The 24,081-nt window shown below is 71.3% G+C and carries 19 protein-coding genes and 1 pseudogene; 11 read left to right on the top strand and 9 right to left on the bottom strand.

What is annotated here, in order from left to right; genetic code table 11:
- Positions 1-25: 25 nt before the first annotated feature.
- Complete coding sequence (locus tag KUA19_RS32125; RefSeq protein WP_217402103.1) at positions 26-415, bottom strand: DUF3224 domain-containing protein; 390 nt, start codon at positions 413-415, stop codon at positions 26-28.
- A gap of 205 nt (positions 416-620) precedes the next feature.
- Here KUA19_RS32125 and KUA19_RS32120 point away from each other — a divergent pair, with 205 nt between their 5' ends.
- The gene (locus tag KUA19_RS32120; protein WP_217402101.1) at positions 621-2,534 is read left to right on the top strand and encodes a M4 family metallopeptidase; all 1,914 of its coding nucleotides are present in this window, start codon (positions 621-623) and stop codon (positions 2,532-2,534) included.
- A 138-nt stretch (positions 2,535-2,672) separates the two neighbouring features.
- Entirely contained in the window at positions 2,673-3,110 is a 438-nt protein-coding gene (locus KUA19_RS32115; RefSeq protein ID WP_217402099.1) for a Calx-beta domain-containing protein, read from the top strand.
- Between the two features lie 51 nt (positions 3,111-3,161).
- Here KUA19_RS32115 and KUA19_RS44180 read toward each other — a convergent pair whose 3' ends face one another.
- Together KUA19_RS44180 and KUA19_RS32105 are read right to left on the bottom strand one after the other, a co-directional pair.
- Complete coding sequence (locus tag KUA19_RS44180) at positions 3,162-6,176, bottom strand: AfsR/SARP family transcriptional regulator (protein WP_217402097.1); 3,015 nt, start codon at positions 6,174-6,176, stop codon at positions 3,162-3,164.
- Positions 6,177-6,264: 88 nt separating this feature from the next.
- Positions 6,265-6,561, bottom strand: a complete 297-nt coding sequence (locus tag KUA19_RS32105; protein ID WP_217402095.1) for a hypothetical protein — start codon at positions 6,559-6,561, stop codon at positions 6,265-6,267.
- 114 nt (positions 6,562-6,675) lie between these two features.
- On the opposite strand from KUA19_RS32105, the gene KUA19_RS32100 reads away from it, so the two are divergent.
- A complete protein-coding gene (locus KUA19_RS32100; RefSeq protein ID WP_217402093.1) occupies positions 6,676-9,498 on the top strand; it encodes a helix-turn-helix transcriptional regulator in 2,823 nt (940 codons plus the stop codon).
- A 249-nt stretch (positions 9,499-9,747) separates the two neighbouring features.
- Complete coding sequence (locus tag KUA19_RS32095) at positions 9,748-10,674, top strand: aminoglycoside phosphotransferase family protein (RefSeq protein ID WP_217402091.1); 927 nt, start codon at positions 9,748-9,750, stop codon at positions 10,672-10,674.
- A 309-nt stretch (positions 10,675-10,983) separates the two neighbouring features.
- On the opposite strand, the gene KUA19_RS32090 is transcribed toward KUA19_RS32095, so the two are convergent.
- A complete protein-coding gene (locus tag KUA19_RS32090) occupies positions 10,984-11,139 on the bottom strand; it encodes a hypothetical protein (protein ID WP_217402089.1) in 156 nt (51 codons plus the stop codon).
- A gap of 88 nt (positions 11,140-11,227) precedes the next feature.
- Between KUA19_RS32090 and KUA19_RS32085 the strand changes: the two genes are divergently transcribed.
- Positions 11,228-11,590 carry a hypothetical protein gene (locus tag KUA19_RS32085; RefSeq protein WP_217402087.1) on the top strand — a complete coding sequence of 121 codons (363 nt, stop codon included), beginning with the start codon at positions 11,228-11,230 and terminating at the stop codon, positions 11,588-11,590.
- Between the two features lie 90 nt (positions 11,591-11,680).
- Here KUA19_RS32085 and mraY read toward each other — a convergent pair whose 3' ends face one another.
- On the bottom strand, positions 11,681-12,778 hold the full coding sequence (gene mraY, locus KUA19_RS32080; RefSeq protein WP_217402291.1) for a phospho-N-acetylmuramoyl-pentapeptide-transferase: 1,098 nt from the start codon (positions 12,776-12,778) through the stop codon (positions 11,681-11,683).
- A 216-nt stretch (positions 12,779-12,994) separates the two neighbouring features.
- On the opposite strand from mraY, the gene KUA19_RS32075 reads away from it, so the two are divergent.
- Complete coding sequence (locus KUA19_RS32075; protein ID WP_217402085.1) at positions 12,995-15,583, top strand: ATP-binding protein; 2,589 nt, start codon at positions 12,995-12,997, stop codon at positions 15,581-15,583.
- Here KUA19_RS32075 and KUA19_RS32070 read toward each other — a convergent pair.
- The 3 genes and pseudogenes from KUA19_RS32070 to KUA19_RS32060 all read right to left on the bottom strand — a co-directional run bounded on the left by KUA19_RS32070 (position 15,571) and on the right by KUA19_RS32060 (position 16,657).
- Positions 15,571-15,777 (bottom strand): hypothetical protein, encoded by a 207-nt coding sequence (locus KUA19_RS32070; protein ID WP_217402083.1) that lies wholly within the window; start codon positions 15,775-15,777, stop codon positions 15,571-15,573. The two genes, KUA19_RS32075 and KUA19_RS32070, sit on opposite strands and share 13 nt — an antisense overlap.
- Positions 15,778-15,784: 7 nt before the next feature.
- Positions 15,785-16,258, bottom strand: a pseudogene (locus KUA19_RS32065) (HAD domain-containing protein); the annotation flags it as partial.
- A gap of 21 nt (positions 16,259-16,279) precedes the next feature.
- Positions 16,280-16,657 (bottom strand): cellulose binding domain-containing protein, encoded by a 378-nt coding sequence (locus KUA19_RS32060; protein WP_217402081.1) that lies wholly within the window; start codon positions 16,655-16,657, stop codon positions 16,280-16,282.
- Positions 16,658-16,697: 40 nt separating this feature from the next.
- On the opposite strand from KUA19_RS32060, the gene KUA19_RS32055 reads away from it, so the two are divergent.
- The 4 genes from KUA19_RS32055 (at position 16,698) to KUA19_RS32040 (ending at position 20,035) form a co-directional block, all read left to right on the top strand.
- Entirely contained in the window at positions 16,698-16,928 is a 231-nt protein-coding gene (locus tag KUA19_RS32055; protein WP_217402080.1) for a hypothetical protein, read from the top strand.
- A gap of 322 nt (positions 16,929-17,250) precedes the next feature.
- Entirely contained in the window at positions 17,251-18,051 is an 801-nt protein-coding gene (locus tag KUA19_RS32050) for an endonuclease/exonuclease/phosphatase family protein (protein WP_217402078.1), read from the top strand.
- Positions 18,048-18,704 carry an HAD family hydrolase gene (locus KUA19_RS32045; RefSeq protein WP_217402076.1) on the top strand — a complete coding sequence of 219 codons (657 nt, stop codon included), beginning with the start codon at positions 18,048-18,050 and terminating at the stop codon, positions 18,702-18,704. Before KUA19_RS32050 ends, KUA19_RS32045 begins: the two co-directional genes overlap by 4 nt.
- 284 nt (positions 18,705-18,988) lie before the next feature.
- Positions 18,989-20,035 carry a LacI family DNA-binding transcriptional regulator gene (locus KUA19_RS32040; protein ID WP_217402075.1) on the top strand — a complete coding sequence of 349 codons (1,047 nt, stop codon included), beginning with the start codon at positions 18,989-18,991 and terminating at the stop codon, positions 20,033-20,035.
- Between the two features lie 335 nt (positions 20,036-20,370).
- On the opposite strand, the gene KUA19_RS32035 is transcribed toward KUA19_RS32040, so the two are convergent.
- Positions 20,371-22,569 carry a discoidin domain-containing protein gene (locus tag KUA19_RS32035; protein WP_217402073.1) on the bottom strand — a complete coding sequence of 733 codons (2,199 nt, stop codon included), beginning with the start codon at positions 22,567-22,569 and terminating at the stop codon, positions 20,371-20,373.
- A 721-nt stretch (positions 22,570-23,290) separates the two neighbouring features.
- On the opposite strand from KUA19_RS32035, the gene KUA19_RS32030 reads away from it, so the two are divergent.
- Positions 23,291-24,081: ABC transporter substrate-binding protein (locus tag KUA19_RS32030; protein WP_217402071.1), on the top strand; the 791-nt coding region annotated here is incomplete at its 3' end.

Here is a 24,081-nt window from a genome sequence, read left to right as displayed (position 1 = left end):
GCTTGTCTTCGCGGGTGTCGCGGGCTCAGGCCGGGTCGAGGTCGTAGTCGAAGACATACCGGTGCTCGCCGTCGACGATGTCGATCGTGAACTCGCCGCGCAGGCCGGTCAGTTCGCCGGTGCCGGAGTCCGGCACGACGACCACGCTGAGCGTGCCGTCGCCGCGTGTCATCAGACCGTTGTGCTGGAGCGTGAACGTGCCCTGGCGGCCGTGCAGGGTGCCGCTGATCTGGTCGATGGCGACGTACCCGGCGGAGTCGGGCACGGTCGAGCCGACCGACAGCATCTGTGCGGTGCCGGTGGCCTGCAGGTCTCCGCTGATCTCCTTGCTGACCCGCATCCGGCCGATGGCCGGGTCGCCACTGTCGAGTTGCTCGAAGCTCACCTTGAACGTCCCCGTGGCCCTGATACCCATCAGTCCTGCCCCCTCAGTCGATGACCGCTCCATCCCACCAGACACCGCCGGGTCGGCGTTAAGAAGGGGCCCTTCCTCTACGTAATGCGATAAGAAGGGGCCCTTCCTTACCTGCGGTACAACCGTGGCACAACCTTTCGGCAGCCTCACGGCAGCCGGCGGGCCGTGCACTGGGCTCATGGCGTACACGGAAGGGAGAATCGTCATGAGACGGTGGCGGATGAGTGCCGCGCTCGCGGTCGCGCTGGTCGGCGGCAGTGTGGTGGCGCTGCAGGCGGGGTCGGCGCAGGCGGCGGCGACGCCGGAGGAGACGGCGATCGCGCGGGCCAACGAGGCGATCCGGTCGCACCCGGACCTGTTCCAGGTGTCCGAGGGCGACACGTTCACGGTGTGGCGGGCCAACGTGACCCGGGGCGGGGCCGCGCACGTGCGGTTCACCCGCGAGTTTCGTGGGCTGCCCGTGCTGGGCGGTGACTTCGTGGTGCACCTGGCCGCCGACGGCGGCCTCGACGGGGCTTCGCTCACCCTGGCCAAGCCGGTCAGCGTGGATGTGGCGCCGAAGGTCGGCGCCGACGAGGCCGCCAAGGCGGCGGGGGAGGCGCTGCGAGCCAAGGAGGTCGGCACCCCGAAGCTGGCGATCGACGCGGTCGGCGGCACCGGCGTACTGGCGTGGGACGTGCCGGTGACGCTGGAGGAGGGCACGGCCGAGGCGGTCGTGTCGGCTGTCGACGGCAGCGTGGTGCGGTCGGCGCGCCTGGAGCAGGAGGTCGCCGGTACGGGCAACAGCGTCTACTCCGGCACGGTGACCCTGCAGACGACCGCGTCGGGCGGCCAGTACCAGCTGGTCGACCCGACCCGCGGCAACGCGACCACCTGCAACCTCAACCACGCCCTGTCGGGCACCTGCACCACGTTCACCGACGCCGACAACGTCTGGGGCGACGGCGACCCGGCCACCGACCAGAGCGCCGCGGTGGACGTGGCGTACGGCGCGGCGAACGCGTTCGACTACTACAAGAACGTGCTGGGCCGTAACGGCGTCTTCGACAACGGCGTCGGCATCACCTCGCGGGTGCACCGGGGCGTGGCCTGGGTCAACGCCCGCTGGAACAGCACCGCCAAGGTGATGGAGTACGGCGACGGCGACGGCGGCGTCCACCCGCTGGTGTCGCTGGACGTGGCCGGGCACGAGATGTCGCACGGCGTGACCCAGGGCGCGGTGCCGCCCGGCGGCCTGGTCTACTCCGGCGAGTCCGGTGGCCTCAACGAGTCCACCAGCGACATCTTCGGCACGATGACCGAGTTCTACGCCAACAACCCGCAGGACACCCCCGATTACCTGCTCGGCGAGAAGATCGACATCTTCGGCAACGGTGACCCGCTGCGCTACATGTACGATCCGGCGCAGGACGGCATCTCGAAGAACTGCTTCTACAACGGCGTGGGCAACCTCGACCCGCACTACTCCTCGGGTGTGGCCAACCACATGTACTTCCTGCTGGCCGAGGGCAGCGGGCAGACCGCCTACGGCACCAGCCCGACCTGTGACGGCTCGTCGGTGGTCGGCATCGGCCGGGACAAGGCCGCCAAGATCTGGTACAACGCGCTGAACAACTACTTCACCTCCGGTGAGACGTTCGCGCAGGCCCGGCAGGACACCATCGACTCGGCCGCGGAGCTGTACGGCAAATGCAGCTCGGCGTACTTCGCGGTGGCCCGCGCCTGGGCCGCGGTGAAGGTCGGCACGCCACTGACCTGGGGTAGCTGCCTGAAGATCTTCCACCTGGTCTGGATCGAGTGGCCGCGCAACCCGATCCCGGACCCGGGCCCGCTGAAGTGGGTCACCAAGGTCCAGGAGAAGGGCATCCAGGAGGTCGTCGAGGTGGGCGTGCACATCAGCCACGCGCGCCGCGGTGATCTGCAGATCGACCTGGTGTCGCCCAGTGGCCGGTCCTACCGGCTCAAGAGCGCCAACCGCGACGACCGGGGCGTCGACGTGGACGAGACGTACCCGGTGCGGCTCGGGCAGGTGCTGGAGCCCGGCGAGTGGACGCTCGTGGTCGAGGACACGGTCAAGGGCGACAGTGGCCGCCTGCTCGGCTGGACGCTGCTCTACTGATCGATGAACGTCCGTGCCTGGTCGACGGTCCCGTGGCCGTCGGCCAGGCGCACAACCTTTCCACAACCGCACCGCCCTAGCGTGCTGTCCGTGGTCGTCCTCCCGGCCACACCGTGCCCGACCTCTGGAGAAGGACACATGAGACGTATCGCGCGTTGGCTGGGTGCCGCGGCCCTGACCGTGGTGACGACGATCCTGCTGGTTCCGGCGCCGGCGCAGGCGGCCGTGGGCGGGCCGGTCTGCGGCGAGGACTGTCGCATGGCGACCAAGGACGCGATCTGCTGGGAGACCGAGATGTGCCCGATCGCGCTGGTGATCACGGGGAAGCTCCCCAAGGGCGGTGCCGAGGTCCGGTTCTGGACCGAGGATCTGCGTGCTGTGGCTCCCGACGACTACCGACCGGTCAAGGATGGCCTGCTGAAGTTCGCCGAGGGCGACACGGAGGGCCGCATCGTGATCGAGTTGGTCGCCGACGGCAAGGTCGAGCCGGAGGAGGCGTTGCGGGTGTGGCTGTCGACCGGTGTCGGGGAGCCGTTCCCGGTGACGGTGACGATCCTGGACGGCGAACCGCGCTGACCGGGGGTGTGGGGTGGCGGCGGGTCCGGGTCGACCGGGCTCGCCGCCTTTTCAGTGCAGGCCTGCCAGCGCGTCGGCCTCGGCCAGCGCGTTGGCCTTGCGGTACAGGTCGATCGCGTGCTGCCGGTGCTCGGCCGCCGTGTCCCGGTCACCGGCGCGCTCGGCCAGCTCGGCCAGGTCGCGCAGGATGTTGGCGGTCTCGTACGGGTCGGGCGCCCGGTTGCGCAGCGCCAGCGCCAGATGCAGGAACCCGCGCGCGGCCACCGGGTCGGGCCGGTGCAGGTGCACCCGCCCGATGTTGGCCAGCGCCACCGATTCCAGGTGCTGGTCGGCCAGTTCCTGGCTGAGCGCCAGCGCTTGCTCGAACTCGGCCAGCGCCGCGTCGTGGTCGCCGCCGCGCAGGTGCGCGGTGCCGATGGTGGTGCGCGTGTCGGCCTCGTAGCGGCGGTCGCCGCTCAGTCGGCGTACGGCCAGGGCCTGGTGCAGGTAGGACAGGGCGTCGCCGAGTTCCCCTCGGGCCAGCCGGGACTGGCCCAGGCTGCTCAGCGTGGCCGCCTCCAGGCGGGCGTTGGGCAGCTCGCGGCTCAGGGTCAGGGCACGGGTCAGGTAGGGGTCGGACAGTTCCGGGCGGCCCATCCGGACGTACGCGTCGCCGATGTTGTTGAGCGACAGCGCGATCCCCAGCCGGTTGTCGATACCGGTGTGCAGGGCGAGCGCCTGCTGGTAGGCCTCGACAGCCTCGTCGAAGCGGCGCAGTCCGGCGCACGCCACCGCGATGTTGTTGTGCACGTGCCCCTCGCCCCGGCGGTCGCCGCAGCGGCGCATCAGCGCCAGCGCCCCCTGTAGCGCGTCGATCGCCTCGTCGTGCCGGTGCGTCATGATCAGCGCCACGCCGTACGCGCTGCGCATCAGCCCCTCGGCAGCCGGGTCCCCGTCAACCTGAGCCGCCTGCACCGCCTGGCGGCACAGCAGCACCCGGTCACCCCAGTGCCCGCGCGAGTCGTAGAAGCCGGTCAGCAGGTAGGTGAGCTGCCACGCGGCGGTGGCGTGGCCGTGGCGGGCGGCGTACGACACGAGCGGGAGCAGGTTGGGCCGTTCCCCGTCGAGGAATGCCAGCGCCGCGTGGTGGTCGGCGAAGTCCACCGGCCGCTCCACCCGCGGCCGCACCCGGTCACGGCCGGGGTCGACGATGTGGTTGGCGGCGTCGGCCACCCCCAGGTACCAGTCCACGATCCGGCCTGCCGCGGCCATCCGCTCGTCGGCGGCGTCCTCGGTCTCGGCCCGTTCCCGGGCGTACAGCCGCAGCAGGTCGTGCAACCGGTGCCGACCCGGCGCCTCCTCGGTGACCAGGTGCGCGGCGAGCAGCTCAGCCAGCGCCCGCCGGGCCGGTCCGGGGCGCTCGCCCAGCGCCGCCTGCGCCACCCCGGCCCCGAACATCGGCCCCGGATGCTGTCCGAGCAGTCGGAACAGGCGGGCCGCGGCGGGGGACAGGGCCCGGTAGGCACCGGCGAACACGGCCCGCACGCTGCGCGCGTCACCGGGCACGGCCAGCTCGTCGAGCCGGTCCTCGCCGGTCAGTTCGGTATTCAGGTCGGCCAGCGCCCGGCCGGGCCGGGCGGCGAGCTTCGCGGCGGCGATGCGCAGCGCCAGCGGCATCCGGTCACACAGCTCGGCCAGTTCGGCGGCGGCCTCCGGTTCGGCCCGCACCCGCTCGTCCCCCAACACTCGCGTCAGCAGCGCCACCGCCTCATGCCGGTCGAGCGCACCGAGATCCACCGCGCGCACGTCGTGGCGCGTGGCCAGCGCCGTCGGCTGGTGGCGGCTGGTCACCAGCAGCAGGCTCGCGCCTCCGGCCGGGACCAGCGGCAGCACCTGCTCGGCCTCGGCGGCGTTGTCCAGCACGATCAGCACCCGCCGCTCGTGCACCAGGCTGCGGTAGAGCGCCGCCCGCGCCGCCGGGGCGGCGGGCAGCCGGTTCCCGGCGACGCCGAGGCTGGTCAGCACATGCGCGAGCGCTTCGGACGGGTCGAGGGCGTGGTCGGGGTCGTGGCCGCCGAGGTCGAGGAAGACCTGCCCGTCGGGGAAGTGCGGCGCGGCCCGGTGCGCCCACTGCACGGCCAGCGCGGACTTGCCCATACCGGCGGGACCGGCGACGTGGCCGATCCGCCGCTCGCCGGACAGCAGCGCGTCCAGGGCGGACAGCTGTGCGTCGCGGCCGGTGAAGTGGCCGACCGGGGCGGGCAGCTGCGCCGGGCGGGGCCCGGCGGGGACCGTCGGCACCCGCGGTGCGGCGACCTCGGTCGGGGCAGCCAGCGTCGGGTCCTCGCGCAGGATCGCCGTGTTCAGGCGCTGCAGCGCCGGGCCGGGGTCGGCGCCGAGTTCGTCGGCCAGGTGTTCGCGCAGCCGCCGGTATGCCTCCAGTGCGTCGGCGGGCCGACTGCACCGGTGCAGCGCCAGCATGTACAGCTCGACCACCCGTTCGCGGTGCGGATGGTCGACGAGCAGCCGCTCCAACTCTCCGACGGCCCGCCCATGGTGGCCCAGCCGCAGCTCGGCGTCCCACAGCTGCTCGATCGCGCACAGCCGCACCTCGTTGAGGCGGGCGGCCTCGGCGGCGGCCCAGCCGGTCGGCTCGCCGTCGGCCAGCGCGTCACCGCGCCACAGCAGTAGCGCGTCCCGCAGTTCGGCGGCGGCCCGGCCCGGGTCGTCGGCGTCGAGGTGGGCGCGGGCCGAGGCGACGGCGGACTCGAACAGGTGCGCGTCGACCGCCTGCGCCGGGATGTCCAGCCGGTAGCCGGTGTGCTGGGTGCGCAGGGTGCCGTTGAGCCCGCACGCGTCCAGCGCCTGGCGCACCCGGGCGATGTGACTGTGCAGCGTCTTGACCGCCGTACGCGGCGGGTCCCAGCCCCACAGCGCGTCGATGAGCCGAGGCTGGTGCACGACGGTGCCCGCGTTCATCGCGAGCACCGCCAGCAGCGCCCGCTGCCGGGCCCCGATCAGCGCGGCCGGGCCGTCACTGCCGGACGCCTCGATCGGGCCGAGAATGCGCACCTGCGACTCGATCACCGCGCACCCCTTTCCGCTGGTTCCCCACCAGACTGGCAAACCATCCGGGGGTACGGCCGCAGACTGTCGCCATGCCGTCGCAGCCCGGTCAGGCGGTCCAACCCAGCCACGCCTCCCCTGCGCTGACGAAGGCGAACCAGAACGCGATGGCGACCACCGGCACGGCCGGCACCCGCCAGGGATGGGGACGCATCCACCGCACGCAGACGACGAGCAGCGCCGTCCAGACGATCATCAGGACGACGACCCCCCAAACGGGCGTGACCAGGCCGCTGACGGCGTACCAGCCGCACAGCAGCAGGTGACCGGTCAGCCCGACCGCTCGGGCGATCCGCGCGTCGAGGCTCATCTTCGCCGGTGCCTGCGGTGTCGGTGCCTGCGTCATGTCGCTCCCTCGGCGCGGCCGCGTGCCGCGGTTGGCAGCAGCGTGCCAGAGTGGTCACCCCGTAGCAATCGGCGATGGCTCCGGCGCGCAGCCCGGCCGGTCTACGCTGGGAGCGTGACGGTCGATTCGCCCGTTTTCGTCGGTCGGCGCACGGAGCTGGCCCAACTCGACGCGGCCGCCCGCGCCGCCACGGCCGGGCAGGGCGGCGCGGTCCTCGTCGTCGGCGAGAGCGGAATCGGCAAGACCACCCTGCTCGACGCGGCCGTCGCCCGTTGCCGCGAGCTAGGGCTGCGGGTGCACCGAGGCGCCGCCGAGGAACTCGAACAGGAGATCCCGTTCTCCACCCTCGCCGCCTGCCTCGGCATCGGACCCGCCAGCACCGACCCCGACCTGGCCCCGCTGTCCGGCCTGCTGCGCGGCGAGGACGTCTTCGTCCACGGCGTCGCCGCCGCCAACCACGAGTACGCCATCGGTGAAGCCGTGCTCGCCCTGGCCGACAACTGGACCGCCGCCGGGCCACTCGCGCTGATCGTCGACGATCTGCAGTGGGCGGACACCGCCAGCCTGCGCGTGCTCGACCGGCTCGCCGAGGGCGTGGCGACCATGCCGTTGCTGCTGGTGCTGGCCAAGCGCTCGGTCGACCGCAGCGGCGAGGTCGCCGGGTTCTGGTACTGCCTGCTCGACCGGGGCGCACCCCAACTGCGTCTGGCGTCGCTGCCCGCCGAGGCCGTCGCCGACCAGGTCACCGGCCTGCTCGGCGCCCCGCCGGGCCCACGGCTGCGCGGTCTACTCGACGGAGCCGCGGGTAACCCGCTCTACATCCGCGAACTGGTCACCGCCCTGCGCGACGACCAGGCCATCCACGTCGTGGACGGCGTCGCCGAAGTCGGCGATCGCGACTCCGGCGACCTGCCAGGCTCGCTGGTCGGTGTGATCGGACGCCGCCTGGACGCCCTGCCCGGGTCCATTCGCGACGCCCTGCGCACCGCGGCCGTGCTCGGCGGCTCGGTCAGCGAGGCCGAACTCGCCGAGGTGCTGGACAGTCCGCCTGAGGACGTCGCCGCGGCGATGGGCATCGCCGCACGCGGCGGGCTGGTCACCGCCGGGCGGCGACCCCGGTTCCGGCACTCGCTGATCTGCGAGGTGCTCGCCGCCCAGGTCCCGGCCACGGTACGGGCCGCGCTGCACGTACGCGGGGCGCGGGTGCTGGCGCGGCGCAGCGCCTCGGTGACCCGGGTCGCCGAACAGCTCGCCCAGGGCGGGAGGGTCGAACCGGCGATGCGGGACTGGCTGGCCGAACACGCCCGTACCCTCATCGCCCGCGCGCCCGGCCTCGCCGTGCTGTTGCTGCGCCGCGCCCTGACCGTCACCGAACCCGCCCGCACCGAGGAGCTGCGCCTGCACCTGGTCCGGGCCCTGCTCTGGCACGGGGAGCTGGAAACCGCCGAGGCGAACGCGCGTCAGGCACTCACCACCGCACCCGCCACCGCCCGCGCCGCGCTGTACTGGCTGCTCGTGCAGGCCTGCTACCGGCAGGGGCGCCTCGACGACGCGCTCGCCGTGGTCGACACCGCCGTGGCCGATCCCGACGTGGGCGAGGTCAAACGTGGCCACCTGCACGGGATCGCCGCAGTGACCATGATGTTCCAGGTGCGCCTCGACGACGCGGCCGAGCAGGCACAACTGGCTTTGGCGGTCGGCGCCGCCACCGGCGACGAGCACGCGCTGGGGCTGGGTGAGCTCGCCATGGCCGCCGTCACCACCATGCGCGGGGACGTACCCGGCGGGCTGGCCCTGGCCCGGCAGGCGCAGCGCCGCCTCGGCCATGGGGTGCTGCCGGATCTGCAGGTGGAGCCGGACGCGACCGTGGCGTACTGCCTGATCGGCCTGGACCGGCTCGTCGAGGCAGACGAAGCGCTGGCCCTGGCCGCCGAGCGCAACCGGCGCACCGGCGGCGCCTACCTGGCCTTCACCCACCGGCTGCGCGCCGCCGTGCGCTTCTTCGACGGGCGCTGGGACGACGCCCTGATGGAGATCCAGACCGGACTGGAGACCGCCGACCCGCTACGCGAGGCGGAACGGCTGCGCGGGCTGGCCGGAGTCATCAACGTGCACCGGGGTAGGTGGGCCGAGATGGCCGGAACCCTGTCCGAGCAGGCCGATTCGCCCTACGCGGGCGGCGACCAGAGCTTCGCGCGGTGGGCGTACGCGCTGACCCGGGAGGCGACGGTCGGGGCCGCCGAGGCGCTGCGGCTGCTGCTGCCGGTGTGGGAGCAGACGGGCGGGATCTTTCCGAAGCGGGTGGTGTACCGGGTCTGCCCCGACCTGGCCCGGATGGCCGCGGCCTGCGGGGAGCAGGAGCGGCTGGCGCGGCTGGTCGAGGAGGTGCGGGAGGTGGCCGGGGACGAGCCCTGCCCGAGCCTGCGAGCGACGTTGCAGCTGTGCCGGGCGGTCGCCGAGGGTGATGTCGAGTTGATGCTGGCGGCGGCGGTGTCGTACGGCGAGGCCGGGTGGCGGCTGTGGGAGGGGTACGCGTACGAGAACGCGGGGGTGCTGCTCGCGCGGGCCGGGCAGGCGGGACCGGCCCGGGAGCAGGTCGACCGGGCGCTGGCGATCTACGAGCAACTGGATGCCGAGTGGGACGCGGGGCGGGCCGGGGCGCGGCTGCGGGAAGCCGGGGTGCGGCGGGGGGTGAAGGGGCGGCGGGGGCGGCCCAAGCACGGCTGGGCGGCACTGACCGAGACCGAACACAGGGTGGCGCTGATGGTCGCCGAGGGCATGTCCAATCCGGAGATCGCGGCGCAGATGTTCCTGTCCCGGCGTACGGTGCAGTCGCACGTCTCCAGCATCCTGGCCAAACTGCAGATCAGCTCGCGGGTGGAGCTGGCTGTCGTCGCCGCACAGCACGAAGCCATCTCCGACAGGAGGGTGAGTTGACCAGCGGCAGCGGCGCAGGCATCCAGACGTTGCGCTGCGATTGGCCCGCGACGGCGGTAGGTCGCGAGCCGGGCGCATCGAGATGATCGCGTCTCCATCCGATAATCGCTGGCTCGGGTAGCCACTGATTTGTCAGGCTGGCGAAGTGACCGCCATCTGCGACGTCCTTCCGGTCGGCAGGTGACCCGCGAAGAGCCCCTCGGAAGCACTGTGGTCCCACCTATCGAAGACCCGGACAAGGACGTTCCGTTGAGCGACACACCACAGCTCGGTCCCGCGCCGCAACGCATCGCCGTCGAGGCGCAGCTCGTGCGTCGGCTGGTCGCCGACCAGTTCCCGCAGTGGGCCGATCTGCCGGTTCGGCCGGTGGCCGCCGGAGGCTGGGACAACCTGACCTTCCACCTGGGCTCGGAGATGTCCGTACGGCTGCCCAGCGCGGCCGAGTACGCCCTGGCGGTCGACAAGGAGCACCGGTGGCTGCCGGAGTTCGCCTCCCGACTCCCGCTGCCGATCCCCGTCCCGTTGGCGAAGGGCGAACCCGGCGAGGGCTATCCGTACCCGTGGTCGATCCATGCCTGGCTCGACGGCGAACCCGCGAGCGCGGCCCGCATCGCCGACCCGGTCCGGTTCGCCAGCGACCTGGCCGAGTTCCTGTCCGCACTGCGGCACGTCGACCCCACCGACGGCCCACTTCCCGGCACGCACAACTGGTTCCGAGGCGGCACGCTGCGCACCTACGACGGGCTGGCCCAGAGGGCGCTCGCGAAGCTGGACGGCCACGTCGACGTCGACCTGGCCCGTGAGATCTGGGAGAACGCGCTGAACGCCCCCTGGGACGGCGTGCGGACCTGGTTCCACGGCGACGTCGCCCAGGGCAATCTGCTCCTTGCCGGCGGGAAACTGGCCGCCGTCATCGACTTCGGCACGTGCGGCGTCGGCGATCCGGCCTGTGACCTGGCGATCGCGTGGACGCTGCTGACCACCGAGGGGCGGCAGGTGTTTCGGCAGCGGCTGTCCGTGGACGGGCCGACGTGGGCGCGCGGGCGCGGTTGGGCGCTCTGGAAGACGCTCGCCATCTGCGCCGACACCCTGGGCGAGACTGACGAACAGGCCGAGAACGTGAGGTGCATCCTGAACGGAATCTTCGCCGAGTACGTCGCGGAGACCGGGCGCTAACAGTATCGATGCCTTCAGGTTCGCCGGCTTTCTGATCATGATATCGCCGCTATATCCGAATTAGCCTAGTCGACGTAGAGCCGCCATCTCCCATAGCCTCTACGCGGCCTCCCGTCTGAGACTGCGGCTCCTGGCAGCGACAGGGCGGTTGGTCGCGTATCCCGGAACTGCGGTGAAAAGAGAAGGCATGAACGAGTATCCGGCTGCACCCGGCGACGAGCCGATGACTCCCACCGTGAAGTCGCGGCGACTGCTGTGGCCACTCCTGGCCATGGTCGGCGTGCTCGCTGTCGGGAGTATCGGCGCGGCCTATGCGCTGTCAGCCGGCGACGAGACCTCCTCGGACACCACGCCGACGGCGTGGGGCACGCCGCTGGCGTCGGCGTCTGTGTCCGAGTCGCCGTCGGCGACGGCCCCGGCGGCGCCGTCCGCGAAGCCGTCACCGTCTGTGAAGCCATCGCCCACCAGGGCAGCTCCTAAGATCATCCTTAGGGTGCCGTCGACTTTGGGTGGTCTGCCCAAGTCCCCGAAGCGACCCGAGGACCTCCCCGGCATGCGGCAGCGGTACCCCCAGGCGAAGTGGGTGTCCGCGGGCTACGGCAATTTCGAGGACCCGTCCGCGCGGAAGCTCACCTTCTTCGCCGCCACCTCGCCGAAGCTCGGGTCACCGGCGCAGGAGGCGCAGTGGTTGTGGGACAACGTCACCGAGGGCGAGTTGGAGAACCCTTCGTTCGTCTCGACCGGCAGCTTCGGTGGTGTCGCGAAGTGCGGCAACCACGGAGTCCTCACCAGCGCGTCGATGTGCGTATGGGCCGACAGCGGCAGCATCGGCGTGGTCATCCTGTGGGCCTATGCGCCGAGCGAGGCGAAGTCGGCGTTCGTCCGCAGTCGAGCACAGATCGAACGGCGTGGATGATTCTGATGTGACGGCCGTCCCTGGCGGAAGCGATGCCGTCGCCTACGCCAGGGACGAGTCGACCTGAGGGAGCGGCCGGCTGTGTTCCGGTCAGGGCAGGCGACTGAGGAACTCGCCGTAGAACAGGCCCAGCCCGATGGCCGCGCCGGCACCCGCGATGATCCAGAAGCGGGTCACGATGGTGACCTCATGCCAACCCACCAGCTCGAAATGGTGGTGCAGCGGCGACATCCGGAACACTCGCTTGCCGGTTGTCTTGAAGGACGTGTACTGAATGATCCGCGACATCGTGATGGTCACGAAGAGTGCGGCCAGGACGGGTAGCAGTAGGACGGTCCGCGTGGCCACCGCCTGCCCGGCGATGAGCCCGCCCAGCGCCATGGAACCGGTGTCGCCCATGATGATCCGCGCCGGTGACGTGTTCCACCACAGAAAGCCGACCAGGGCACCGACGGCCCCACCGGCGACCAGCGCCGTCTCCAACGGGTCCGCGGCCTCGTAGCAGAGCGCCGACTGCGCCGCTGGATCGGCACACCAATGCCGGTACTGCCAGAACGAGATCAGCCCGTACGCGGTAAGCACGACGATCGACGTTCCGGTAGCCAGGCCGTCCAGCCCGTCAGTCAGGTTGACGGCGTTCGTGGCCGCCAAGACCACCGCGATGATGACGACCACCGCACCGACCTGGCCGACGTTCAGCCAGCTGATCTCGCGGACGAACGACAGCCGCGGGCTGGTCACCGACCGACCGGCCGTACTCGGAAAGCCCAGTGCCACCAGGCCGAATCCCGTGCCGACCACCAGTTGCATCGCCAGCTTCCAGCGCCCGCTCAGACCCGCCGTGTTCTTCTTCGTGACCTTCAGGAAGTCATCGAGAAAACCGATGCCGCCGCAGAACACCATCAACCCGAGCAGCACGAAACCGGTGATCGTAGGAGCGGGCGGGACGATCTGTGCCTCCGGCAGCACGTTCATCACGAGGTGGCCCGCCATGTACGCCAGCACGGTGCCGACGATGAAGACCAAGCCGCCCATGGTCGGAGTGCCCCGTTTGGCCTGATGCGCGGCCGGATTGATGTCACGGATCGGCTGACCGGCCCGCAGCCGGGATAGACCGCGAGCAGCGACCGGCGTGCAGACCATGGTGAACACGAGGGCAACGGCGGCAGCGACGATCGCGGAGATCATCTCTCGAGTACCTCCTGCTGAGGGGAAGATCGCTGGGCGGCCCAGTGTACGGGCGCGGCTTTGCCCGCGCAGGCCCGGTCGGCGACATCGCCCGAGCGATCGTCGCCATACCCCGCCGCCGCGTCCCTCGTCGCGCCGCTGTTGCCGGCTGCTGGTGCTGGCCGGCGGGATTGACATGGACAACGAACACCGCTGACCCGCATGCTGGGGCGCATCATGGCCATCGATGTGCGGGTGGGGCGTTCGACCGGTCCGCTGGACCCCGCCGGACACGGGCACGCGACCACCCCTGACCGGGTGCGGACTCTGGCGGAGTTGGCCCGAGTGCTGCGCGAGCTGCGCCGCCGCCACGCCCGCCTGCGCGGCGGTCCGCCGCTGTCCTATCGCGAGCTGGCCGCCGCCACCGGCTGGTCACGCGGCATCATCGGCGAGTACCTGTCCGGCCGGGTGCTGCCGCCGACCGACCGCTTCGACGACCTGGTGCGTCTGCTCGGCGCCACCCCCGCCGAGCAGGGAGCACTGGCCACGGCCCGGGACCGGGTCGAGGAACAACGTCGTCAGTCCGCCCGCCCACCGACTTCCGCGCCGGTAGTCGACAATCACCCGTCCGTGCCCCGGCAGCTGCCCGCCGACGTGCCCGGGTTCACCGGCCGAACAGCGCAGCTCGCAGCCCTCGACACCCACCAGGTCACCGTCTCGGCGATCTGCGGCACGGCCGGGATCGGCAAGACCGCCCTGGCCGTCCACTGGGCACACGGCACCAGGGATCGCTTCCCCGACGGCCAGCTCTACCTGGACCTGCGTGGGTACGACCCGGACCGGCCGGTCTCCCCGGCCGACGCCCTGGCCACCCTGCTGCGCGGTCTCGGTGTCGACACGACAGGCATCCCGGCCGACCTGCCGGGTCGAGCCGCCCTCTACCGCACCCTGTTGGCCGGACGCCGGATGCTGGTGCTGCTCGACAACGCGTACGAGGCCGAGCAGGTTCGTCCGCTGCTGCCCGGCAGCCCACCGGCGGTGGTCGTGGTGACCAGCCGCGACGGGTTGGCCGGTCTGGTCGCCCGCGACGGCGCCCGCCGCGTGGACCTGGACGTCCTCTCCCGCGCGGAGGCCGCCGCACTGCTCGGCACGCTGCTGGGCGCGCGGGCCGCCGCCGAGCCGGGCGCGGTCGCCGAACTGGCTCGCCGCTGCGGCCGCCTGCCGCTGGCGCTGCGGGTGGCCGCCGAGGTAGCCGTCGCCCAACCTGGACGCAGCCTTGCCGGTCTGGTCGCTGAGCTGCCCGCCGGGGCGGGCGTCCCCGATCTGCTCGACGCCACCGGCGACCCGCGTACCGAGGTCCGCGCGGTGTTCTCGTGGTCGCTACGGCAGCTGCCCGAACCGGTGACACAGGCGTTCACGCTGCTCGGGCTGTACCCGGGAGCGCAGTTCGACCGGTACACCCTGGCCGCGCTCGCTGCGGTCGACGTCGACGCCGCAGGCGGCCCGCTGCGCCGCCTGGCCCGCGCGCACCTGGTCGAGGCGGTCGGACCGGGCCGCTACCGGATGCACGACCTGCTGCGCGCCTACGCGGCCGACCTGGCCGCCGCGCTCGACCCCAAGGCACGGGGCGAGGCCGTCGACCGGCTCTACGCGCACACCGTCGCGGCTGCCGCTGCCGCCCGCGACGTGCTGTTCCCGCATGACAGCGGGCAGAGCGTGGCGACGCCGGACGCGTCGACGTGGGTCGCGCCGCCGGCCGAGCCACGTCAGGCGCAGCGGTGGCTCGACCGGCAACGCCCGGACCTGGTCTCGCTGGCGCTGCACGCCGCCCGAGCCGAGCGCGGCGACGTCGCGGCCGCCCTGTCCACGCTGCTGTGGCGATACTTCGAGGTGGGCGGACATCATCAGGACGCCCTGGCCGTGCACACCGCGGCGGTACGGACCACGGAGCACCCGGCCGCGCTGATCAACCTCGCCAACGTGCAGTGGTGGCTGGGCTCCTATGCCGACGCCCGTACCCACTTCCAGGCTGCTGCCGACGGCTTCCAGGCCATCGCGGACGCCTCCGGTCAGGGGCGGGCGCTGGCGCGGCTGGCCATGGTCCACGAACGGCTAGGCGCCTACGGTCCCGCCCTGGACTGCCTGCGGCAGGCCCTGGCCGTGTACCGGACGACCGGTGACCGGCACGGCGAGGCGTCGCAGCTGCTCAACCGGGGCTCGCTGTACCGGCGCCTGGGCCGACCGGTCCGCGCGCTGGCCCACCACCGCCGCGCGGCAGGACTGTTCGCACAGGTCGGGGACGCGCGGCTGGAAGGGTACGCACTGGGCAACCTCGGGGCGACGCTGCTGCAGCTCGGGCGGGTCAAGGAGGCCCTGGCGCCGCTGCGGCGGGCGCTGGTGCACTGCCGCGACGCGGGTGACCCGGCGGGTATGGGCAGCGCGCGGGCGACCCTTGGCGCGGCGTACCGCGTGCTCGGCCGCCCGGCCCGTGCCCACCAGCAGCTCGAACAGGCCCTCGACCTGGCCCGCCGCACCGGTGATCGCGGCCTGGAGACCGAGACCCTGAACGCGCTCGGCGAGACGCTGCTCGACCTGGCCCGCCCCGCCGACGCGTTGGAGCGGCACCGGGCCGCGCTCGCGGTCACGGCCCGCACCGGCGACCGCTGCGAGCACGCCCGCGCCCTTGACGGCATGGCCGCGGCCCTGGACGCGTCCGGCGACCGGTCCGCGGCCCACGACCACTGGACCCGCGCCCTGGCCGTCTACACCGACCTGGGCTTGCCCCAAGCCGACCGGGTACGCGACCGGCTGGCTCAGCCGACGTAAGGCTCGGCCCGGTCGGCGTAGCCGTGCTCCAGCCGCAGCCTGATCGAGGGGTGTACCGGCAGTCCCGCCAGTTCGGCACGGCTGAGCCAGGCGACCTGCGGCGACTCGTCCGACGTCGTGATCACGCCGCCGAGCAGCCGGGCCCGCAGGCAGAGGTTGAACTGCTGGCGCACCGTGCCGTCCGGGTACGCCATCACGTGTCTTCTCCAGCCAGGTCCTGATCGCGGCGAAGTCGGCGCCGGTCAGGCCGCGCGCCGGGTCGACCCGGCGCAGGAGCGCGGGTCCGGGATGGTGGGTGGCCACCCAGCGCCGGTCGGCGTTGCCGATCTCGTCGTCGACCCATCCGAACGGCCGCCCGTCGGCCCAGCCGACCAGCGTGCGTGTCTTCCAGTGCAGCCGATGATCGGTCTCGTCCCAGTCCGGCCACGCGACGACGGGCAGTGCGGGCAGGCCCAGCCGTGGGGCGATCTCCTCGTTGGCGTCCGCGCCCCAGGTGGTGGCCCAGACCAGGTCGCACGGCAGCTCCCGCAGCCGGTTGCCGTGGTCCGGATCGAGCCTGCCCAGCAGCGGGTTCCCGCCGTGGGCCACGACACCGGGGACACCGGCGGGAGGCGTTCCGAATGGGAGCAGCGGCCCGTCGACGTCAAGGAAGAGCAGTGGTCGAGATGGGGACATCGAGGCAGCGTAACGCCGGTGTCAGCAGGGCGTGCCGTTGAGGGTGATGTCGGTCGGGACGGTGGCCGTCGTGGCGCGGGCGGTCCAGCCGAACGAGACCCGGGTGCCGGAGGCGATGCTGCCGTTCCACACCAGGTTGGTCGCGGTCATCTCCAGCGGTGTCGGCTGGGTCATCCGAGCCGACCAGACGTTGCCCAACTCGGTGCCCTCGGGCACGGTCCAGCGCAGTGCCCAGCCGTCGACGCGCGGCCCGCCGTTGACGATGTCGATCGACGCGACGAACCCGTACGGATACGAGTTGACGGTGTAGTGGCAGGTGACGTCCGACGTGGCGGCGGCCGCCGGACTCGGCAGCGCGACCACCGCGACGAGCGCGACGACGGCAGTGATTGCGCGCATCCGTGTCCTCCAATGAATCCGAGCTGTCCACAGTGTATTGATGCGACCACCGAGTGTCCGTGCCACCTTCCGCGCCGAAATCAGGTTGCGTCCGTGCTGGTCGGGCCTATTGCCGGACCCGGCGATGCTGGAGCTCTACCGGATCCGCCGGGATGTGTCCGACCTGGCGGCGGACGTGGCCCGGTTCCGGCGGCCGCACTCGGGCAACGCCGACGACGACCAGTCCTGGGACATCATCACCCGCCTCCTCGCCCGCCTCGCCAAACCCTGACCCCCACCCCCACCGCCCCACCCGACGAAAGGAAGGGCCCCTTCTTATCGCTTTCCGTAGAAGAAGGGGCCCTTCCAAACGCGCCCTGCCACGCCGCGCGGCCCAGCCCCTCACGCTGGCGCCCGCGCCACCGCGCTCGCCCGCTTTCCGAGCGCACAGGTGCGGGGAAACTGCGCGAATTCGGGTCAAGATTCCTGCGATTTCCCCGAAACTGCACCCTCCCGACGCCGGGCGGGGGTGGCGGTAGGTGGCTTGATTTCGGTAATCGGTTACTGAATGATGCACTGGATCATTCGAGCCCCTGGTGGAGGACCCTGTGCGAGTGCTGACGTGGAATCTGTGGCTGGCGGGCAACTGCGTCGACGACGCCCGGCCCAAGCAGCTGCGGTTCCTGCGCGAGCTGGCGCCCGACGTGGTCGGCCTGCAGGAGACCATCGGTTCGGCCGCCCGGGAGTTGGCCGAGGAGCTGGGCTGGCAACACCACCAGGGCGGCAGCTGCGGCATCATCTCGCCGCACCCGATCGTGGAGCGCTACGGCGACGACGAGATGTGGGGCGTGGGCGCCCGACTGCGGCTGCCCGAGACCGATGTCGTGGTCTGGAGCGCGCACCTCAACTACACCCCGTACGGCCCGTACGACGTGCTGGCGGGGATGTCGGCCGAGCAGGTGCTGGCGCGTGAGGCGGAGTCGGGGCGACCGGAGCAGATCCGGCAGATCCTGGCCGAGCTGGCGCCCGCGCTGGCCGAACCGGGGTTGCCGGTGCTGCTGCTGGGCGACTTCAACACCCCGTCGCATCTGGACTGGCCGCAGCTGCCGTGGCCGGTGAGCGTCGCGGTCACCGACGCGGGCCTGTACGACGCGTACCGGATGGTGCATCCCGATCCGGTGGCCGAGCCCGGCCACACTTGGTCGCCGATCAACCTGTGGCACGAGGGGCAGGTCGGCACGCCGGAGCCACAGGACCGGATCGACTTCATCCACGCGGCGGGCCCGCTGCGCCCGCTGGACGTGCGTACCGTGCTGGTCGGCGAGCCCGCGCCGATGCCGGACCACGCGGGCAACGAGTGGACCTCCGACCACTGCGCGGTGCTCGGCACGTTCGCCCTGGCAGCGGCGCGATGACCACCCCGGACGTCCTGTTCGACCTCGGCGCATACGACGCGGTGCTGCTGGACATGGACGGCACGCTGGTCGACACCGAGCGGCAGTGGGTGCTGGCGATCCACGAGCTGGTGGCGGAGCTGGGCGGCGCGGCGGTGGCGGACCACCGGATCGTCGGTGGGTCGGTGGCGACGATCGTGGCGGTGCTCGGCGGGGCGGTGGCCTACCGGTATCCGCCCGAGGAGCTCGCGCTGCTGCTGGAGGCGACGGTGGCCCGGCGGATCGAGCAGGCGGGCATCGAGCTGCGGCCGGGTGCGCGGCGGCTGCTGGAGCTGCTGTCGGCCGCGGGCGTGCCGACGGCGCTGGTTACCTCGTCGGGCCGGGCGGACACGGAGCGGGTGCTGGAGGTGTTGGGACGCGGGCACTTCGCGGTGACGGTCACCGCCGACGACGTGGCCCGGCACAAGCCGGACCCGTTGCCGTACCTCACGGCGGCGCGGCTGCTCGGGGTCGACCCGGCGCGGTGCGTGGCGGTGGAGGATTCGCTGGCTGGTCTGGCGGCTGCCGAGGCCGCCGGATGTACGACGGTCGGCGTCCCGTGCCTGCAACCGATCCCGGCCGCGCCCCGACGCCATGTCCTGGCCAGTCTGGACGGGCTGTTCCTCGCCGTCTGATGCTGCGCTGAGCTGGGGTGCTGCCGCCCGGTGGCGCATTGCCTACCGGGCTGTGCCGGGCCGTGCCCGCGATCTCGAGAAACCCCTGCCATAGCTGCGTTTCCCGACCTATCGCCCATCGATGGGCAATACCACCCCAACCGCCGGGGGTGATCCGTATTGGATCAAGGTTAACTGGTTTGGTTGACGGGTGTTTGTTTCCGGCCACAACATTGTTGAGCTGCTTGGATTTTCGAAACGACCATGGGAGAGCGCTCACCGAAAAGACTGGTATAAATGACGGCATGACAAGCAAACGGGCCGACCAGCGTTCCCCAACGTTGGAGCAGGTCGCCGAACGGGCGGGTGTCTCCCGCTCCACGGTCTCCCGCGTCATCAACGGCGTGGCCACCGTGGATCCCGAGCTGCGCCAGGTCGTGCAGCAGGCCATAGAGGCGACCGGCTACGTGCCCAACCTCGCCGCGCGCTCGCTGGTGACCCGACGCACCGACTCGGTCGCCCTCGTCGTGTCCGAAGCGGACGACCGTGACACCGCCGACCCGTTCCTGAACCGGATCTTCACCGACCCGTTTCTCGGCCGGATCACCGCCGGGGCGCTGGAGGTGCTGCGCCCGGAGGGCATCCACCTGGTGATCATGCCCGCGGAGTGGACCGCGCAGGCCCACGTGGTGCGCTACCTGCGGCAGGGGCACGTCGACGGGGTGCTGCTGATCTCCAGCCACAACGCCGACCCGCTGCCGCGACAACTGTGCGACCTCAACATCCCGGCGGTGCTGTCGGCCCGGCCGGGCCAGCCGCTGCCGATGAGTTACGTGGACGTGGAGCAGCAGGTCGGAGCGAAGCTCGCCGCCGAGCACCTGCTCGGCATCGGCCGACACCGGCTGGGCACGGTCTCCGGCCCGCTGGACATGCCCTCGGCGCAGGACCGGCTCAACGGCTTCCGGGCCGCCCTGGCCGTGCACGGATACCCGTACGTTCCCTCGGCGGTCGGTGACTTCACCCGCGCCAGCGGCGAGAACGCCACCCGCGAGCTGTTGGCCGCGCACCCGGACATCGACGGCCTGTTCGTGGCCAACGACCTGATGGCCGAGGGGGCGCTGCAGGCGCTGCGCGACCTGGGGCGACGCGTGCCGGAGGACGTGGCGGTGGTCGGCTTCGACAACAGCGTCGCGGCGCTGCAGTGTCGTCCGCAACTGACCACGGTGCACCAGCCGCTGGAGGAGATGGCAGCGGAGATGGCCCGGCTGCTGCTGGCGCGGATCAGCCAGCCTGAGTCGCGGGCGCGTTCGGTGATCTTCCATCCTCGGCTGGTCCGTCGCGGGTCGGCATAGCGTTGGTGCACCGTCCGGGGCGGGAGAGGGGTGCCGCCCCGGACGGTGCCGTCTTGGTGGTGCGTGATCAGCCGACCGGTGGCCGCGAGGGCGAGCGCCCGCGCGGTAGGTTTCGAGCACGGCCGTGGTTGAGGCAGCTGCCTCGGGGACGGGCCGTGCCGGCGGCCGGAAACCGAATGACAGGCGGTTTCGGGTACGCCCCCTGCGAGGTTGGGGACGAGCTCTCGCAGAGGGCAGGTGGGTCCTGCGGGGCAGCAGGGCCCACCTGCCGGCCGAACTCGGGCGGATCGGGGTGCGCCGTCCGCTCAACGACGCACCCCGTCCGAGCTCGGGTGCTAGTTGTAGACGCGGACGTAGTCGATGAGCATCTGCGACGGGAACGGGGTGCTCGCGTCGGGGTTGCCCGGCCAGTCCCCGCCCACGGCGAGGTTGACGATCAGGTAGAACGGGTGGTCGTACACCCACGGACCGCGGGTCGACTCCACCGTCGCCTTGCTGGCGTAGAACACCTCGGTGCTGTCGACGAAGAACCGGATGCCGTTGCTGTCCCACTGCGCGGCGTACACGTGGTAGTCCGCGGACAGGTCGATGCCCCAGATCTTCTCGAAGCCGTAGCCGCCACCACCGTTGTACGCGGGCGCGTGCAGGGTGGTGTAGCTGCGGGTGGTGTCCTTGCCCAGGATCTCCATGATGTCGATCTCGCCGTTGTACGGCCACGGCCGCCCGGTGAGGAAGTCGGCGCCCATCATCCAGAACGCGGGCCAGAAGCCGTTGCCCTTGGGCACCTTCACCCGGGCCTCGACCCGGCCGTACTGGAACGTGAACTTGCCGCCGGTGTTCATGCGGTGGCTGGTGTACTGCATGCCGCCGACGGCCTCACGGCGCGCCTCGATCACCAGCGAGCCGGCGCCGTTCATGTTCGCGTTGTTGTTGTTCGTGTAGTACTGCTGCTCGGCGTTCTGGCCGGTGCCGGTGTCGATGGTCCACTTGGACGCGTCGGGCTTGGTGCCCGCGGCGCCGTTGAACTCGTCGGCGAAGATCAGGTGCGTGGCCGGGAACGTCGGGTTCGGCGGCTGGGCCGGGGGCGTGTTGGGCGCGCCGCCGGTGCCGTACACCTGGAACTCGTAGAGCGAGTAGCCGTAGCCGTTGGAGCGCTGCGTGCCGTACATCCGCACGTAGCGGCCGGTGCCGTTGACGGTCAGCGTCTGCTTGAACCCGGTGTTGGTGGTGGTGCTGTAGATCGTCGTCCAGTTGGTCGCGTCGTTGGAGGTCTGTAGCTGGTAGGCGACCGCGAAGGCCGGGTCCCACTGCAGCACGACCTTGTGGATCTGGGCGGTGGCGCTCAGGTCGACGTAGATCCAGCCCGGGTCGACCCAGCCGGTGGTGGCGCTGGTGGCCCAGCGCGAGGCCGGGTCGAGGTCGAACGCGCGGGCGGGGGTGCACTGGAAGCAGGCGCCGTCGTCCTGGGAGGTCGAGGCGAAGCCCGGCTTGTTGTACGACAGCAGCACGTCACCGCCCGGGTTCGGGCTGGGCGAGGTCGACGGGGACGGCGACGGCGACGGCGACGGCGACGGCGAGGTCGGCGGCGGGCTGCTCGGCGGGGCGGTGGTGGTGAACACCTGGAACTCCCACAGCGAGTAGCCCCACTGGGTCGCCCGCGCGGTGCCGTTCATCCGCACGTAGCGGCCCGAGCCGCTGACGGTGAGGTTCTGCACGCCGCCGGTGCTGGTGGTGGTGCTGTAGATGTTGGTCCACGGCCCGGTCGCCGAGTTCGACACCTGGATCTGGTACGCGGTCGCGTACGCGGGTTCCCAGTTCAGGGTGACCTTGCAGATCGTGGTGACGGCGCCCAGGTCGACCTGGATCCACTGCGGGTCGGCGAAGGCGCTGGACCAGCGGGTGCCGGTGTTGCCGTCGAACGCGTTGGCCGCGGCGAACGCGGCCTCCGCCGACGAGGCCGAGGACGGCTTGCCCAGGGCGGCGTTGGACGTGCCGCAGCCGGAGCCGCCGCCGATGATGCCGTAGACCTGGAACTCGTAGAGGGAGTAGCCGTAGGCGGTGGCGCGGGCCGTGCCGTTCATCCGGACGTAGCGGCCGGAGCCGGACACGGTCAGCGTCTGCACGCCGCCGGTGCTGGTGGTGGTGCTGTAGATGTTGGTCCACGGCCCGGTCGCCGAGCTCGACACCTGGATCTGGTACGCGGTCGCGTACGCGGGCTCCCAGCGCAGGATGACCTGGCTGATGGTGGCGGTGGCGCCCAGGTCGATCTGGACCCACTGCGGGTCCGAGAAGGCGCTGGACCAGCGGGTGACGTTGTCGCCGTCGACGACGTTGGAGGCCGGGAACGCGATGTTCTCGGTCGACGAGGCGGTGGCGGTCTTGCCCTGCGAGATGAGCGGGTCGGCAGCGTTTGCCGAGGTCGCCTGCACCGCGACGTACGAGGCGAGGACGGCCCCGACGATGCCTAGGGCCAGGGCCCAACGGCGCCTGACGGCGATCGATCGCGGCGGGGCCGCGGTCGGGACGGATGTCATGACATCTCCTGACGGATGGCTCGAGAACCGCGGGGACCACGCCCCCGCGGGATCCGGTGTTGCCGCCGTGGCCACGGGCTGATGGCCACGGCGGCGGCCAGTTCGACATGCGGCGTCGACCGGAGCCGGTGCTGGGGAGCGGTGGCTCCGGCTGTCGCCGGGTGGCGCTGCCGCCGGCGCGGCAGCGCCACATCTAGGCGACATGTCGCTGCATGCTCCGACTCAGTGCGGAAAGGACACCAAGTCGGACAAATGAACTGAGGGAGCGCTCTCTGAGGAAGGATCGTCCTCGGCGGCGAATCTGTCAATGGTGGGTATAAATTGATCGCTCTACGCGACCGTCGGTAACCGGGACGAAATCCGGCGTTAACGCGCGCATGCTGCGAAGATGGCTTTTGGTGATCGACTTCGGTCGGTACGCAGGGTCACCGGGCCCATCTCAAGAACGGTTCTTCAAGGTCACTTAGCAGCGGCGGAACGGTTGGAGCGCTTCCAGAAAATCCGGTTCGACCGCTCCAGCCAGCGCACCAGTCCGCTGTTGGTCGGGTGTGCCATTTGTAACGAGACAGCAACGGCGACTTGACATACGGGAACGTGGCGACGAGTGTCATAGACCACACCGGTAGAGCGCTCTCACAGGGAGCGCTCTCCGGAAGATCAACAAAACGTGACCAGCACATCTGTAGTAAAACGTCCGTACCCCTGCCCTGGAGGACAGTCCATGCGTTCCGCGTTTTCCCGCCGGCGGTTCACCGTCGTGGCGGCGCCGCTGCTCGCGGCCGCGCTCGCGCTGACCACCGCCGCTTGCGGCGGTAGCGACGACCCGGCCAAGCCGGGTGGCAAGGTCAAGCTGACGATCGCCACGTTCGGCGAGTTCGGTTACAAGGACCTGTACAAGGAGTACCAGCAGCTCAACCCGAACGTGGAGATCACGGAGCGGATCACCAAGGCCGAGGATCACCACAAGAACCTCGCCGCTCACCTCGCCACCAACACGGGTGCGGCTGACATCGAGGCGATCGAGGAGGGTTGGGCGGGTCAGTTCACCGCGAACCCGGGCAAGTTCTACAACTGGAACGACTACGGCGCGGCGGAGATCAAGGCGCAGTGGCCGGCGTGGAAGTGGCAGCAGGGTTCGGCCGCTTCGGGTGAGGTCATCGGCCTGGGCACCGACGTGGGCGGTATGGCGATGTGCTACCGCCGCGACATCTTCGAGAAGGCGGGTCTGCCCACCGACCGTGACGCGGTGACGAAGCTGTGGCCGACGTGGGAGGACTACATCGCCACGGGTGTGAAGTTCAAGGCCGCCAACATCAAGGGCTCCTCGTGGATGGACGGCCCGACGGTCATGTACCGCTCCGTCCTCGGCCAGCAGCCGGTCGGCATCTACGACGGCGCGAACGTGGTCGTCGAGACCAACCCCGGTGTGAAGAAGGCCTGGGACCTGACGATCGACGCGATCAACAAGGGTCTCTCCGCCAAGATCGCCGCCTGGTCGGCCGACTGGAACGC

The organism is Catellatospora tritici (assembly GCF_019083965.1).
Taxonomy (GTDB): domain Bacteria; phylum Actinomycetota; class Actinomycetes; order Mycobacteriales; family Micromonosporaceae; genus Catellatospora; species Catellatospora tritici.
The sequence above is the reverse complement of the archived record's forward strand: the minus strand, read 5'-3'. Positions and strand labels throughout refer to the sequence as shown.